General features: G+C 36.1%; 18 protein-coding genes. 11 read left to right on the forward strand and 7 right to left on the reverse strand.

The window, feature by feature from the left end:
* Window positions 1–161: 161 nt before the first annotated feature.
* On the forward strand, window positions 162–887 hold the full coding sequence (locus GGG_RS0107775) for a hypothetical protein (protein ID WP_264650122.1): 726 nt from the start codon (window positions 162–164) through the stop codon (window positions 885–887).
* Between the two features lie 107 nt (window positions 888–994).
* Here the strand turns inward: GGG_RS0107775 and GGG_RS0107780 are convergent, their stop codons facing one another.
* The 5 genes from GGG_RS0107780 to hflX form a co-directional block, all read right to left on the reverse strand.
* The gene (locus GGG_RS0107780; protein WP_010113642.1) at window positions 995–1,444 is read right to left on the reverse strand and encodes a DUF2147 domain-containing protein; all 450 of its coding nucleotides are present in this window, start codon (window positions 1,442–1,444) and stop codon (window positions 995–997) included.
* A gap of 358 nt (window positions 1,445–1,802) precedes the next feature.
* On the reverse strand, window positions 1,803–2,249 hold the full coding sequence (locus tag GGG_RS0107785; RefSeq protein WP_010113644.1) for a DUF2147 domain-containing protein: 447 nt from the start codon (window positions 2,247–2,249) through the stop codon (window positions 1,803–1,805).
* Window positions 2,250–2,340: 91 nt separating this feature from the next.
* Window positions 2,341–3,009, reverse strand: coding sequence for an LrgB family protein (locus GGG_RS0107790; RefSeq protein ID WP_010113646.1), 669 nt, complete (start codon window positions 3,007–3,009; stop codon window positions 2,341–2,343).
* A gap of 9 nt (window positions 3,010–3,018) precedes the next feature.
* Complete coding sequence (locus tag GGG_RS0107795; RefSeq protein ID WP_010113648.1) at window positions 3,019–3,390, reverse strand: membrane protein; 372 nt, start codon at window positions 3,388–3,390, stop codon at window positions 3,019–3,021.
* A 43-nt stretch (window positions 3,391–3,433) separates the two neighbouring features.
* Entirely contained in the window at window positions 3,434–4,765 is a 1,332-nt protein-coding gene (hflX, locus tag GGG_RS0107800) for a ribosome rescue GTPase HflX (protein WP_010113649.1), read from the reverse strand.
* 481 nt (window positions 4,766–5,246) lie between these two features.
* On the opposite strand from hflX, the gene GGG_RS0107805 reads away from it, so the two are divergent.
* Window positions 5,247–6,065: a 1-acyl-sn-glycerol-3-phosphate acyltransferase gene (locus GGG_RS0107805; RefSeq protein ID WP_010113651.1), complete on the forward strand. Its 819-nt coding sequence runs from the start codon at window positions 5,247–5,249 to the stop codon at window positions 6,063–6,065.
* Window positions 6,066–6,186: 121 nt separating this feature from the next.
* On the opposite strand, the gene GGG_RS0107810 is transcribed toward GGG_RS0107805, so the two are convergent.
* Window positions 6,187–7,818 (reverse strand): phospholipase D family protein, encoded by a 1,632-nt coding sequence (locus GGG_RS0107810; protein ID WP_010113654.1) that lies wholly within the window; start codon window positions 7,816–7,818, stop codon window positions 6,187–6,189.
* A gap of 94 nt (window positions 7,819–7,912) precedes the next feature.
* Here GGG_RS0107810 and GGG_RS0107815 point away from each other — a divergent pair, with 94 nt between their 5' ends.
* Entirely contained in the window at window positions 7,913–8,923 is a 1,011-nt protein-coding gene (locus GGG_RS0107815; protein WP_010113656.1) for a metallophosphoesterase, read from the forward strand.
* Between the two features lie 45 nt (window positions 8,924–8,968).
* On the opposite strand, the gene GGG_RS19615 is transcribed toward GGG_RS0107815, so the two are convergent.
* Window positions 8,969–9,472, reverse strand: a complete 504-nt coding sequence (locus GGG_RS19615) for a ribosomal protein L7/L12 (protein ID WP_010113657.1) — start codon at window positions 9,470–9,472, stop codon at window positions 8,969–8,971.
* A gap of 222 nt (window positions 9,473–9,694) precedes the next feature.
* Here GGG_RS19615 and GGG_RS0107825 point away from each other — a divergent pair, with 222 nt between their 5' ends.
* The 8 genes from GGG_RS0107825 (at window position 9,695) to GGG_RS0107860 (ending at window position 14,917) form a co-directional block, all read left to right on the forward strand.
* A complete protein-coding gene (locus tag GGG_RS0107825) occupies window positions 9,695–10,063 on the forward strand; it encodes a ribonuclease E inhibitor RraB (RefSeq protein WP_010113658.1) in 369 nt (122 codons plus the stop codon).
* 351 nt (window positions 10,064–10,414) lie between these two features.
* On the forward strand, window positions 10,415–10,867 hold the full coding sequence (locus GGG_RS0107830) for an SRPBCC family protein (protein WP_171057673.1): 453 nt from the start codon (window positions 10,415–10,417) through the stop codon (window positions 10,865–10,867).
* A gap of 152 nt (window positions 10,868–11,019) precedes the next feature.
* Window positions 11,020–11,376, forward strand: a complete 357-nt coding sequence (locus GGG_RS0107835) for a DUF488 domain-containing protein (protein ID WP_010113660.1) — start codon at window positions 11,020–11,022, stop codon at window positions 11,374–11,376.
* Between the two features lie 86 nt (window positions 11,377–11,462).
* Window positions 11,463–11,807, forward strand: coding sequence for a zinc ribbon domain-containing protein YjdM (locus tag GGG_RS0107840; protein WP_010113661.1), 345 nt, complete (start codon window positions 11,463–11,465; stop codon window positions 11,805–11,807).
* A gap of 290 nt (window positions 11,808–12,097) precedes the next feature.
* Window positions 12,098–12,439, forward strand: coding sequence for a YegP family protein (locus GGG_RS0107845; RefSeq protein ID WP_010113662.1), 342 nt, complete (start codon window positions 12,098–12,100; stop codon window positions 12,437–12,439).
* Window positions 12,440–12,678: 239 nt separating this feature from the next.
* Window positions 12,679–13,143: a nuclear transport factor 2 family protein gene (locus GGG_RS0107850; RefSeq protein WP_010113663.1), complete on the forward strand. Its 465-nt coding sequence runs from the start codon at window positions 12,679–12,681 to the stop codon at window positions 13,141–13,143.
* A gap of 195 nt (window positions 13,144–13,338) precedes the next feature.
* The gene (locus GGG_RS0107855; protein ID WP_010113664.1) at window positions 13,339–14,508 is read left to right on the forward strand and encodes a low temperature requirement protein A; all 1,170 of its coding nucleotides are present in this window, start codon (window positions 13,339–13,341) and stop codon (window positions 14,506–14,508) included.
* A gap of 4 nt (window positions 14,509–14,512) precedes the next feature.
* Window positions 14,513–14,917, forward strand: coding sequence for an NUDIX hydrolase (locus GGG_RS0107860; protein ID WP_010113665.1), 405 nt, complete (start codon window positions 14,513–14,515; stop codon window positions 14,915–14,917).
* Window positions 14,918–14,954 lie beyond the last annotated feature (37 nt).

Raw genomic sequence — 14,954 nt, forward strand, 5'->3', positions numbered from 1 at the left:
TTCAGTGTCATATAAAAACCAGGGCAATGATAAAGATGCTATCTATTGAGCAGTTAAAGACAATTCACCCTTTGATAGTGACTCCCAGTCACGATGGTAAGTTTTTCCATAATTATGTTGTTTCATTATTAAATTTTTTACATGAATCTAATCGTATTGGAATGCCTACACAGTACTTATTGATGCAAGGTGAAAGTTTAATTACCCGTGCAAGAAATAATTGTGTGGCTACTTTTTTGGAAAATCCAGAATGGACACATTTATTTTGGATTGATTCAGATATTGGTTTTACACCAGATGCAGCTTTCCGCCTATTACAAGCAGATTATGATATTGCTGCGGGTGTATATCCACTCAAACGAGAAGAATGGCCAGAGGAAGGTTTACCACAAGGCATGACCCTTGGTGAATTTGTTGCAAATTATCAAAGATATACGGTTAATGCTCGTGTACAAGGTGACGCAGATCATTTAGATCTTACTATTTTAGATAATGGTTTTATTGAGATGAGTGAAGCGCCGACAGGTTTCATGGTGATTAAACGGGCTGTATTTGAAAAAATGATGCAGGCTTATCCTGAGTTAAAATATACCCCTGATTCGATTGGTGTTGAAGATAAAGGTCTGCATTATCGATTTTTTGATGTGATGGTTGACCCTGAAACAGGTCGCTATTTATCTGAAGATTATGGTTTTTGCCGTTTGTGGGAGAAAATGGGGCAGAAGATTTATATTGATGCAACTTCCAATTTAACCCACCAAGGGATGAAAATATATCAGGGGAATTTTGCTGAGAGTCTACACACCAATTTGAGTCGTGCGATACCTGCTAAAGCAGGCGTAGCAATGACGTTAACTGGCTTGAATAATCTCTTTCAAAACCGTTAACAATACATCTTTTTAGTTTATTCAAAGCGTAGAAAGAATAAAAAGGCTGTGACTTTTAGAGTTTACAGCCTTTTTACGTTATCAATATTATCGAAAATTAGCTGAGCTTAATATGCTCTAATCCACGTTTGGCTACGACCTAAAACAGCAATACCGACATAACCCCTAAGAACCAGTTTTTTGCCATTAGGTGAAAGTTTGGCTTTTAAGCTGTAAATTTTTCCAGAGTTGGGATCAAGGATCTTACCGCCTTCGTAGTTATCACCATTTTTATGTTTAAGCCCGCGAATAACATTGAGTCCAATAATCGGTTTGTTGGTATAGGGTGCAGGGCAATCGACACAAAACTCTTTGGGTTTATAGCCAACACGGGGTGTCACCTTAGTTACAGTTCCCATGTAGGTTCCATCAGCATCTTTGCTAATTCTGACAATACCTTTAGGTGCACCAGTCTTGTCATCAATACTTTGCCATAAGCCTGAAATATCTTCTGCAAATGTAAATTGACTTAAAGACAGCATAACGATTGCAGTTAGAAATTTAATTTTAGATCGCATTTTTCCCCCTAATTTTTTTAAGTGATCACTTGTAACTTATTATTTCTATTGTTATTTCAGTACATATTGTATGAATAAAACTGAAATATTAAACATAAGTAGCTTTGTTCTTATGTGTGCCTATATATTTACAGGATTTTGATTTGAAATGATAGGTTAAAAAATGTCTAGTTTTATAAAATAATTGTTTAAAGAAGATGCTATTTGTTTGATCCTAAGCAAGAGCTGAGGCAATAACAAAAGTAATCATTTTATTCATTAAATGAAAGATGATTGATATTCAATAATAAAGCCCATAAGTGAATTATGGGCTTTTAGAGATCATTCAACTATTTAAACCTAGTCAAAGTCGTTTGGATTAGTTTTCTCGAATCCAAATTTGGCTACGTCCAAGCGCTGAAACACCAATATATCCTCGTAAAGATAAGCGGTTTCCGTTTGCACTTAATTTTGCTTTCATCGAGTAAATTTTACCTGTGAGTGGATCAATAATTTTGCCACCAGAATAACTTTCTTCACCCGTTTGCTTTAAATTTTTTAGGACATCCATGCCTAAAATAGGTTTATTAGTATATGGCGCAGGGCAGTCGATACAGGTTTCTTTTGGTGTATAACCTGGACGCGGTGTAATTTTAATGATTTTCCCAGTGTAGGTTCCATTCGCTTCTTGACGAACTTCAAGAACAGCTTTAGACGACCCAGTCTTATCATCGATATTTTTCCAAATGCCAGTAATATCCTTAGCCATGCTGCCACAACTTAGCACTGAAAATAAAACACCTAAAATAAATCTATTTGACCACATTTATTCATTCCTTATCCAAAATGAGGGTAAGATTTATATTAATTTGAATAACAATTCAATGCAATCCTTTGAAATGTATAGTAAATCACACTTATTTTATAAAAAGAATAAAGGTTGGCAACCAGATCGCAGTGAATACAGCATTGACTGCCATACCGAAGGCTGCATAACGACCTGCAACGGCTCCACGTTGCCATGCTTGTGCTGTTCCGATCGCATGCGCTGCGAGTCCCAAAGCTAAGCCTGATGCACGTTCATCATTTATATTGCGTAAAATAATCGATGAAAATGCAGCACCAATCACACCAGATAAGATCACAATTAAAATGACTAAAGTGACTGGCGAGTGCAATAAAGTTGCAATATTAATGGCAATTGGCGTTGTTACAGCACGAGTTGCGAACGCCATGATGGTTGGTTCAGACATATGCAGTAAATAAGCCAAGCTCATAGGTAGTGCAACGGCACTGATACTGGCAAATACCAATATTCCTACCACTGATTTAAGTGGTAAATCATCATAACGCATCGCAGCTAAAGGAATGGCCAATGCAACAGTGACATAACCCAAAAGGTGGCTGAATAATCCATTCATATCGGTATTGTATTTTTCATAGGGGATTTTGAAAATCATCAAAAGCCCAATCACGAAAAACATCGCAATCACCAATAAGGGAACTTGTGGGAATTTTTTATTCACTGGTTTAGCTGCAAGGTAGGCAATTAAAGTGATGAGGAAACCTGTAAGAACGCTGAGCATATCAATCTCCTATAACCACTTTTTCGCCATTTTGGCGTAAACCCACAAAGGAATCAGTGTGCTAATAAACATCACCACGAGAAATAGGGGAATTTCTTTTCCCATACTGACCAGCATGATGAGTGAACCTGCACAGATCGGTAAGAAAGCAAATCCACTTTCTTTCATTAATTTATTATTGGTATCGACCATTCGAGGTGGAATTTTTTTAAATCTACGCCATACGATCAGTACGAATAGAAGGCTTAGTAAGCCTGTTAAATTCCCCAATTCTGGATGATTAAATTGAGACATGACCCAAACTGAAGCTTCTCGAAAGAAGATGATCAGCCCGATGGTGAATATCCAAGCTTGCCAATCTATGCGTTTTAACTGATCCATGTGTATTGATATATAAAATTTGACCTTTCACGTTTTAACCGATTTAGCGTTTGATTTCAAACTCTTCTAAAGGTCTTTTAAACTGCTGTGCTTGCGTTCCAAGAATCTCATCAATCGGTAAATGCGCTTGTTTAATGAGCTGTTCTAGCTTTTGTGGCGCCATTGCAACGATTAAATGCAAGTTCCCTTCATCGTCATAGTGTTCAGATTGAATCACATTTAAAGCATAAAATTGAGTGCGTAATTTTCCATAAGCGGGTTTTAAAAGCAGTTCAAAATTTTGAATTCGCCCCATTAAACACTCATGCACTGCTTTACGAAGCAAGTCTAAGCCTTGTCCTGTATGGGCTGATACATAAACACGTTCAGGCTGATGTGGTTTAGCATAAATAATTTTAGCTTCTTCACCCGATTGGTCAATTTTGTTATAGACCCTTAAAGTTGGGATATCTGCACCAATTTCATTTAATACCGTTTCTACTGCTTCGATCTGCTCCATCATTTCAGGACTATTTGAATCAATGATATGCAGGAGTAACGTTGCTTCTAGTGTTTCCTCTAAAGTTGCCTTAAAGGATTCGACTAAAGAATGAGCGAGATTGCGCACAAAACCAACAGTATCAGCAAGCACCAATGTTCCGATACCTTCCCAATCTAAGCGTCTAAGTGTTGGATCAAGGGTGGCAAAAAGCTGATCGGCAGCATAAACATCACTATTGGCTAAAATATTAAATAGTGTTGATTTTCCAGCATTGGTATATCCAACTAAAGACACAGTCGGAATATTGGCTTTTTGGCGAGCAGCACGTCCTTGCGTTCGTGTTTTACGGACTTTTTCAAGACGGTCTTTGAGTTGTTCCATACGGATACGCAATAGACGTCGATCCGTTTCAAGCAAGGTTTCACCTGGACCACGTAATCCGATACCGCCTTTTTGACTGTCTAAGTTACTACGGCTACGCACCAGACGAGATGATAGATGGTCTAATTGCGCGAGCTCAACTTGAAGTTTACCTTCATGAGTGCGGGCACGTTGTGCAAAGATATCGAGAATTAAACCTGTACGATCAATCACACGGCATTTTAAAATTCGTTCTAAATTACGTTCTTGTGCAGGCGAAAGAGCTTGGTCAAAAATGACCAGTTCAATTTCTTCATTTGTTACTCGTTCAGCAATTTCTTCTGCCTTACCTGTACCAATAAAGAACTTTGCATCAGGTTTGACACGTTGAACGGTTAAATGTTCAAAAATTTCAGCGCCTGCGGACTTAGCCAGTAGTCGAAATTCCTCAGCGTCCAAATTTTCTAATATTTGTACATTTACACTGATTAGAATGGTTTTTTCACCACCTTGACGCTGACCAAAAGATTCCACAGATATTAAAACTCAGATGCATAAGCGAAGCATCATTCTAAAGGATATTGACCTTTAAATCCGCATTCACAACTAAAGAATTGCAATAAATAGCTTAGAGGTGAGAACCAAAGCGCCACAATATAAAATCACATAGCCGAGCAGGGTATTGACTTGGAAACGGTGCGGTTGAAGATTTAAGCGATTCCAAGTGTTTAATACTTTTTTAAATACATGATGATATTTCTCCTATTACCAAAGATATGCATAGCCGTTGATATAAATTCAGAAGTTTTTTGAGTGTAAACAGATGCATAAATTGGATGTGTGATGATTGATACGCTTACATTGCGCTTTATTTAATTTTACGTATTGAGTTAAATTTAGAACATATGTATTAAGTAAGTTATTGCTTATGTTTTTATGATCAATGCAACTTTATGTATATGCGTATACAATACCGTCGGTTTAATATGAAATATAGTCAGTTTAGTGAGCTTCTATGACTCAACAACAAGCAATCAAAAAGTCAAAATCATCGAACTTAAGTATGCTATCTAAGCTTTTTTTATATAGTAAAAAAATTGTTACTGGTACAGCAGCTGTATCCGAAGGTTTTTATTTGGTTTATCGCCATCAACTTTATAAAGACCCCAATAATCCAAATAATACCCGCTATGTGCAATATTTTTGTCGACGCCTATGTGATGTTTTTAACGTCGATGTACGTGTACATGGTGACATTCCACGTGAACCTGCGCTGTGGGTAAGCAATCATATTTCTTGGTTGGATATTGCCGTTCTAGGCTCTGGTGCTCGAGTATTCTTTTTGGCAAAAGCTGAAATTGAAAAATGGCCGATCTTTGGAAACCTCGCTAAAGGTGGTGGAACTTTATTCATCAAACGCGGCTCAGGTGACTCTATTCGTATTCGTGAGCAAATTGCTGAATTTTTACAAAAAGATATTCCTGTTCTATTTTTTCCAGAAGCCACAACGACAGACGGTAGCAAAGTAAAAAAAGTACATGGTCGAATTTTAGGTGCTGCGATTGAAGCCAAGAAACCTGTACAAGTTTGTGTGATTTGCTATGTCAATAAAAATGGTCAATTGGATACAGTTGCACCATTTATTGGGAATACAACCTTTGTTGAACATATCCAAGCGGTTTTGGAAATGCCTAAAGTAAAAGCACATCTCAAAGCTTTTCCTAAAATCTCGACTGAAGGACACTCTGTGGAAAGTCTAACCAAGTTGGTTCAAGACACTATGCAAACAGGTTTAGAGGAATTACAAAGAGAAGTGTTAGTGGGGAATGTTTAAATGAGCAGACAGTTGGTCTGACTACGTGACGACAGTAAATCTTGATTCAAATTTTAGCTTCTTATTTTTAACTGAATAAGAAGTTTTTTTATTTTCAAACAAGATGAACAATCAACACGGCTTACATAAAACCTTCTATTGGGAGCCACGAGATCACTTTGATCCCTGCTTTTTGCCACCATTTCATTTTCGGTTCTTTCTTAAATGTAATGATGCCTTGCGGTGTTGCTCGAAGCCAATTGATATTATTTTGTGAATCTAAAACCAGCTTATACGCATATTTCTTTAAATTTTCATCCATGGTTTTGTGCACAGCATTGGCTAAAGGTGGACTGTTAATAATCACCCCAATTTCTGTGTTTAAATTGGCAGAGCGAGGGTCAAAATTAAAAGAACCAATAAATACTTGTTTATTATCAATCGCCATTAACTTGGCATGTAAACTTGAACGACTCAGTCCTTTTAAACTGACTTTGGTTTTTTTGGAAATTTCTTGGTTGTTGGGATACAAGTTTTCTTCTGATGCAGCAGGCAAAAATTCATACAGCTCTACACCATTTTTGAGTAAATTTTTACGATATTTTGCATAAAAAGCATGTACCAGTGCCACGTCATTGGCTTTAAAAGAATTGGTTAGTACACGAACCTTCACATCTTCTTTTGCGAGCTCAATGAGCTTATCTTCGCCTTTTTTTTGTGGCACAAAATAAGCAGAAATCAGATCAACATTCTTTTTGGGGTCATCTAAACGTTTTACCATTTGGAAGTTAAGATGTTGTTCTTTTTTGGCTTTGGCTTGAATTTTATCAGGAGAATCTTTGACCACCACAGCCTTGACCCAATCCAATTGAATATTATGATTCAGCCAATGATCGAAATCATGGGTGCGATTACTTAAATCTAAATAATTTTGTGTGGTAATTTCTTGATAATGCTTGGTTAATTGTTCTTTTAATCCATCATAACGTAGCGTATAAGCATTGTGATTGACAATATTACGCACTGGATAAGCATAGCTATGATTCCAATACTCATCAAAAGAATGGGTAATATCATCTACCGCTTGACCTGCTAGCATTACGTCAACATCTGAAAATTGGTAACTGTCACTGATGTGATAATACTGATTACTCATATTACGCCCACCAATCAAGGAAATTTGATTGTCAGCAGTAAATGTTTTGTTATGCATACGTCGGTTAATACGTTTTAAATCAATGACCATTTCTAATGGACGCATACTTCTAAAACGATAAGGGTTAAAAAGTTTAACCTCAATATTGGGGTGTTGGTCGAGTGCTAAATACACACCTTCCATTTTACCTGCATTATTATCATCAATCAGCAATCGAATTTTTACACCACGATCAGCGGCTTCGATCATTTTATACAGTGCCAATGAACCAATTTTGTCATTGTCCCAAATATAATATTGCAAATCTAAAGTTTTTTGCGCTTTCTCAATTAAATGAATACGTGCCGCAATGGCTTCTAAAGGATCATAAAGTACATGATAACCCGTCAAATCTGGGTTTTGTTCTTTTAGTGGTGTAATGATTTGAGCAAGAGAAGTATCGTGCGTGTCGATATCATAGGCATATTCAGGCTGTACATTTTGTTGTTTTGGCAGGGTTGTACATGCAGATAAACTTAAAACTAAACAAGTACTCAGCGCAAATAAAATTTTGGAATGGGGATTCCCTGTGTAATACTTTTGCTGTATTTGCGTATTGTGATTGAGCATTCGTTCCATAATGTTTTCTGCGATTCTCTGAGCTAGAGTATAATTGCCAATAGTGAAAAGATAAATAAGCGATTACAGGTGTCCAAGGCCTGAGAGATTCAATATGTTCATGACTTTTAATGTGATTACAATGTTTTATTTAAGCTTTATCTTGCTTGCACTTTGGGGCGTTTCGCAAGCATGGTTGAGCCAGTCAAGAACGGAAACCATTCATCCTTTCAAATCTTTCGTGCATTTATTGGCATTTTACCTATCTTATTTATTATTTCCGTTGTTCTTTTTTAACATTTATGCAGGATGGATGGAAATTTTTTCTATCCACGAAAGTATTTTTATTTTCATACTCAGTAGCTTACTGATTTATGCACGTTTTATTGAGCCACATACTGTACATGTGAAGCGATTAAAATATCAATTTGATCAGGATAAGCCTTTTCAGAAACCAATCAAAGTTGCATTACTTGCCGATTTACATATTGGACTTTTCTCAGGACATGAACGACAACTGAAAACAATTGTCAAAAAAGTAAATGCCGAGCAACCTGATTTTGTCGTCGTCGCAGGGGATTGGACCTATGAACCTGAAAATAAATTAGCAGAAGAATTAGCCGTATTAAAAGAAATTCAAGCACCTGTATATTCGGTCAATGGTAATCATGATGAGCAATATCCTGGGCCACCTATTCAAACTTTATTGGCACATGCTTTAGAGATCAATGATGTCATGGATATTGAAGGTAAAATTGTAGAGTTTGATGAATTCCGTTTGATTGGTATCGGTGACTTATGGGCAGGTAAAGCGGATATGCGCTATATGCCTGAACTTCCACAAGATAAACCATGGCTGATTTTGTCACATAATCCAGATACCGTAGATATGGTGCCACAATTATCTACACGTCCCTTAATGCTGTCAGGTCATACTCACGGTGGGCAAGTTGAACTGCCTTGGCTCACCAGTTATGTGATGAAGAAAGTGTCTATTTTAGGACATAAACGAGGTTTGTATCAGCATGAAAATGCGGATGTTTTTGTCAGTGTTGGTACTGGAATGGTAGGCGTACCTTTTCGTTTTCGAGTACCACCTACCATTGATATTATTGAATTAAGTTAAATAGGTATTCATCAGTTCTGAGCTTATAGCAAAAGAGATTGATGACTAAGCTTTTATGGTTTGATAGATAATAAAAACAATCACCAAAGCGATGATGAATAATGTCAGGATTGGGAATTTCCTTTTTTTACTTTGATCTTCAATACCATGTGCTGGGGATGCAGCACTGGTCGCTATATTACGAGGAATGGGTTGATGCGTATGATCAGAACGTGGATGTTCCTCTAAACTGTCAACAAAATCTTTGGCTTCTTTTAAACCGATGTTTGAGGAATCTTTTACCAATTTGATTGCTTCAATTTTTCGACCTTGTTGCAGCATCAAATGGATTTCTTGTAACGGAATAGATGAGCTAGATGTGGATGAATCAGTAGAACTTTGAAAAGTTGAATGGTCTATTGAATTTTCTAGCAAATTTTCTACATAGTCTTTGGCTTGTTTTAAACCTAAATCAGAATGATCTCTTATCCATTTGATCGCTTCGATCTTACTGTGTTGTTGGGCTATGGATAGGATTTCTTGTTTTTGTGCTTCTGTAAATAATGTCATAGCAATTGCTCGTGAACTGTTTAATCTAGGTTTATTCACAATAAAATTGTGATTCACTAGTAGCGAAATAGAGTCTTAATATCAATAATAATTACAAAACTAGGGTAAATAAAAGTAGTAATTTGTCTATGAATCATGAATATTCATAAACTGTCATAAAACATTGCTAATCTAAATTTAGTATATCAAAACAAACGATCAAAACCGAATGAGGGCGAGAGCATGACCCGTGATTATGAAAAATTCCCTGAAGACGATAACGGTAATTTACTTTGGCAAATGCAGGAAGATGGTGATGATTTAGAGGAAATTCATGAAATTGAATTTTCTATGTATTTCAAAACACAGCAAGCTGCTGAGAAGTGTGCCATTCATCTATTACATGAAGAGCAAAAAGTTTCTCTTTATTTAGATGAAGACGTTGAGCCGAATGAATGGGTCATTACGGTTTATGTCAATTTATTACCTGACTATGAAGATATTGTTGATTTAGAACAATGGTTCTCTAAAATTGCTGAACAATTTGAAGGTGAATACGATGGCTGGGGCTGTACAGCTTATGTCTTTGATATCGATGACGAAGACGAATAAGTCATTTGTGTATTTGCCTTAAAATTTTGAATGGGGATGATATTGACTGTAATGGGTCAATATCATCCTAAAAATAAGTAACGAAGCGAAAAAGTAACTCAGTTCCGAAAGCTCTTTATGAAAACGAGCTTTGCTAGTGCATGCAGACGATGAAACATTTCAGTAATACGTTTTAAATTCAGTAATATGTTTTAAATAATGTATGAATTTGATTTATGCAAAGTACATTTTTGATCAAGATAAAACGCTTATAAAAACTGATATTCCTCAAAGAAGAAATAAAAAATATACAGATAAAATTGAAGTGAGCAGTAAACTGAGACTTCAGTGAAAAAAATAAAATTCAAGGATTTGAAAATGAGTAATACTGTAAAACTACATCGCGTATTTAGTGCGCCTGCTGAACGCGTTTATCGTGCTTTTTTAGATCCAGATGCATTGGTCAAATGGATGCCTCCACACGGTTTTACTGCCAAAGTTCATCATAGTGATGCTACAGTTGGCGGTACTTATAAAATGTCATTCACTAATTTTTCAACAGGGTCAACGCATTCATTTGGTGGGACGTATGAGGAATTAATTCCTAATCAACGCATTCGCTATTTTGATGAATTTGATAACCCAGAACTGGCAGGGAAAATTGAGGTCATTATCGAACTTAAAGCCGTTTTAGTTGGAACAGAAGTGAACATTACCCAGTCTGGTATTCCTGATGTGATTCCTGTTGAAGCTTGTTATCTGGGTTGGCAAGAGTCATTGCAATTATTGGGGTTATTGGTCAATCCAGCGATTCCTGATCAATAAATAAACTGGAAGATATAGTTAATAATTATTCAATTTATTGAATTTATTCGAAATAATGAGCTGGCTTTCTTAGCAAGAATTAATGGATTGAGAAAAGCCAGCTTGAGCTTAAAATAAAACTTGAGCTTAAAATAAAAATGGTGGGGTCGGATATGACAATCCAATCTAAAAGAATTTATGAGGCTGTGTCTGAGTCAGATGGAAAACGCATTCTTGTTGACCGTCTTTGGCCACGAGGCATTAAAAAAGAAGATGCTAAAATTGATTGGTGGCCGAAGGAAATTACACCTTCCAATGAGTTGCGAAAGTGGTACCACGAAGACATGGAAAATCGTTGGGATGAATTTCAACAGAAGTATCAAGCTGAACTTTCAAGTGAGTCCACCGCATTAGAAGCGTTGAGAACAATGTCAGAAAAAGAAACAGTGACCTTAATTTCGGCGGTGAAAAATATAGATTATAGTCATATAACTGTGCTCATCGAGGTTTTACAGCAACGTAAAGCATAAAATCCCTTAACAAAAATATGTGATTTAACTTTATGAAAAATATAAAAATGCTATGATGGCTATATTGATTGTTTTTTGAGGTTTTTATGTCTTTCCCAAATTGTCCTAAATGTAGCTCCGAATATACTTATGAAGATCATGGCGTATTAATTTGTCCTGAATGTGCACATGAATGGAAAGAGGGAGAATCGGGACTTGTTGAGGAAACCAGTATTATTAAAGATGCAGTGGGTAATACCTTGCTCGATGGTGATACCGTGACCGTCATCAAAGATTTAAAAATCAAAGGTTCATCCTCAGTTGTGAAAGTAGGGACGAAAGTTAAAAATATTCGATTACTCACTGATTCAAGTGATGGTCATGATATCGATTGTAAAATCGAAGGGATTGGCCCAATGAAATTGAAATCTGAGTTTGTGAAAAAAGCATAAGTTTTTGGTTCATCGTTTTGAGCTCAATGATTCATTATATTGAGCTTTAATTGTTGTTAATTTAATAAACTATTTATATTTCAATATCTTATTTAATTTTTCTTATGAGCGAGATAAAAAATATCTAAACAATAATGAAAAATATTGAAGCCACACAAATTACATTTATAAACAATAAAAGATGCTTTAGAAACTCTGCAAATCATTTATATTTTAGCTACGTGGCGTAACTTATATTCAATACAACGCTGTGAAATACAAAAACTGAAAATAATGAAGAGGTAATAAGCATGTCAGGATGGTATGAAATTAGTCTAGCAAAAGATGGTCAATATCGTTTCGTATTAAAAGCTGGAAATGGGGAAGTGATTCTGACCAGTGAGTTATACAAAGCAAAAGCTTCAGCAACGAATGGGATTGCTTCAGTACAAAAAAATAGCGGAGATGATGCACGATATGATCGTTTAGAAGCGAAGAATGGTAAGCCTTATTTCAATTTAAAAGCTGCAAACCATCAAATCATCGGGACAAGCCAATTCTATTCTGGAGATGCTGCACGAGATAATGGCATCGAATCGGTAAAGAAAAATGGACCGTCTGAAAAAATTAAAGATCTGACTGTGGAAGCATAGTTAAATTTATTGATATTGAATGAAAAGCATGTCAATCGGCATGCTTTTTTGTTTTAACTATTTGAAAATTTATAAGATGTTTATTTGTACAGCACATAAAAACATAAAAGTCTAAAAAACAACCGAAGACATTGGAAATATTTTCAAACATTTGTTGGAAAAATAATATACAAATTAATTATCATAATGCTAATATAGTGTTAACTGCATCACAAATAAAAATAACTGGGGGCTTTGGAATGAAAATTAAAATCGATGGTGATCGTGATATCGTGGACGAAGTATTGTTACAAATAAAGCTATGGGACGATGCTGTGATTGGTCAGCAAGTTGATCATTTGCTTGACCAATGTGCAGATGACATCAGTATGTTTGATGTGAGTACTCAACTTGATGGAATCCATGCGTATAAACAAGAATGGGAAAAATTCAGTCCTTATTTTAATGCCCATGTGCAAATCGTGCGCCGTGATATGAAAATTTACGCAACGGAAGAATTGGCTGTTTTACATTGTCACTCTAAAATTGAAAATGATTTATTGAAAGATAAGATACAAATGCCATGGTGTAGGACGACGCTTTGTCTAAAAAAACAACAAGGTCATTGGGTAGTTGTACATCAACACATTTCAATGCCTGTTGATATGATGACAGGAAAAGCAATTGTATTGAAAGATCCTCCCAAATTGAGATTAGTTATTTAGTTTTTTTGCCAGTTCTAGCCCTTCTTCGGGCTAGAACTTAAATATGAATAAGTCTATTGATTAAATATAATTCACGAAAATTTTAAAATAAATGCAATAAAATCTATGAATGGAATCATTTAAACGAGATTGGGGCTTGAATGAATCGTTGAGATTTGAAAAAATCATGAAAACAATCTCAATAAAGAAAACAAAATGCCAAACTCACAGTTCTCAAAGCTCGGATGGATCAAGCCATTAAGTGCGAGAAATCCATATGAATCACATCGCGCTGCGACACCACTAGAATTACTCTTTGATTTAATCTTTGTTGTGGCGATTGCGACAGCAGGACAACAATTACATCACAGTATTATTGAAAATCACTTATCACATGGCCTAGTGCTTTATTTAGTTGTGTTTTTTGCAATGTGGTGGGCTTGGATGAACTTTACTTGGTTTGCCTCTGCTTACGATAATGATGATGCACTTTATCGCATTATGACCTTTGTTCAAATTACAGGTTCATTGGTCGCTGCAGCGGGTATTCCACGTGTTTTCGAACACCAAAATTTTGACATGATTTTCATTGGTTACGTGATTATGCGATTGGCTTTAGTCACACAATGGTTTCGTGCTGCCAAACATGATCCTGAGAGAAGACAGATTGCATTAAAATATGCCTTTGGCATTATCGCCGTGCAGATTTTGTGGCTATTTTTTCAATTCAGTCCCATTGATTTCACGATTTATTTATTCGCATTGCTTGCATTACTAGAGTTAAGTATTCCAGTTTTTGCTGAAACGAAAGATATGACACCATGGCATCGGCATCATATTGCGGAACGTTATGGTTTATTAACCATTATCGTGTTGGGTGAATCAATCATTGGTTGTTTCGCTGCAATTTCGGATGCAATGAACAATGCTCTGTTTAGTAAAGAACTTTGGTTCCTTACAGCAGGGGGCTTACTGATGATGTTTACGATGTGGTGGGCTTATTTTGACCATAGTGTTGTAGAACATTTAAATAGTAAAAAACAAACGTTTATTTGGGGTTATGGTCACTTCTTTATTTTTGTAAGTATTGCGGCGCTAGGTGCAGGTTTAGCTGCGGCGGTAGACGTTGTAGCGCATAAAGCTGAAGTATCTGCAGAAATGGTTGCTTATTTCATTGCAATTTCTTTAGTGGTTTATAGTGCATGTTTGTGGTTATTGCAGGATATCTATCATCTTTCAGGGTTTAGAAAATGGATTTATCCAGTATCAGCAGCGATTGTATTAAGCATCCCGATGTATATTCATAGTTTAGGTTATTGTATTTTTGCAATTGCGATTGTTTATGCATTACGTTTGATTTTTTCCAAATGTTTTTTAGCGAAGTAAGCTGATGGGATTCCACGATTTTTATCGTCTAAGCTCGCATGCCGTTATTTTCAATGCAAATAACCAAGTTTTACTATTGAAGGCAACCTATGCAGATTGTGCATGGGGTTTGCCTGGTGGTGGTTTGGATCAAGGCGAAACCATTCACCAAGCTTTAGTTCGTGAGTGTTTTGAAGAGTTAGGCTGTGAGATTGCTATTGAATATCTGTCAGGGGTTTATTTTCATTCAGCAGTAAATTCACATGCTTTTATTTTCCGCTGTCAGATTATAGAAGGACAATCCATTCAATTGAGTGATGAACATTCTGAATATCGATGGTTTGATTTGGCTGAATTATCATCTGTGCAAAGGATTCGAGTTGAAGATTGTTTGGCTTTTGATGGTCAGGTGCAGAGCAGAGCATTTTAATCAAATTGTATTATTAAAATAGAGGCAATAAAAAACA

It is taken from the genome of Acinetobacter sp. P8-3-8, from assembly GCF_000214135.1.
In the GTDB taxonomy this organism is placed as follows: domain Bacteria; phylum Pseudomonadota; class Gammaproteobacteria; order Pseudomonadales; family Moraxellaceae; genus Acinetobacter.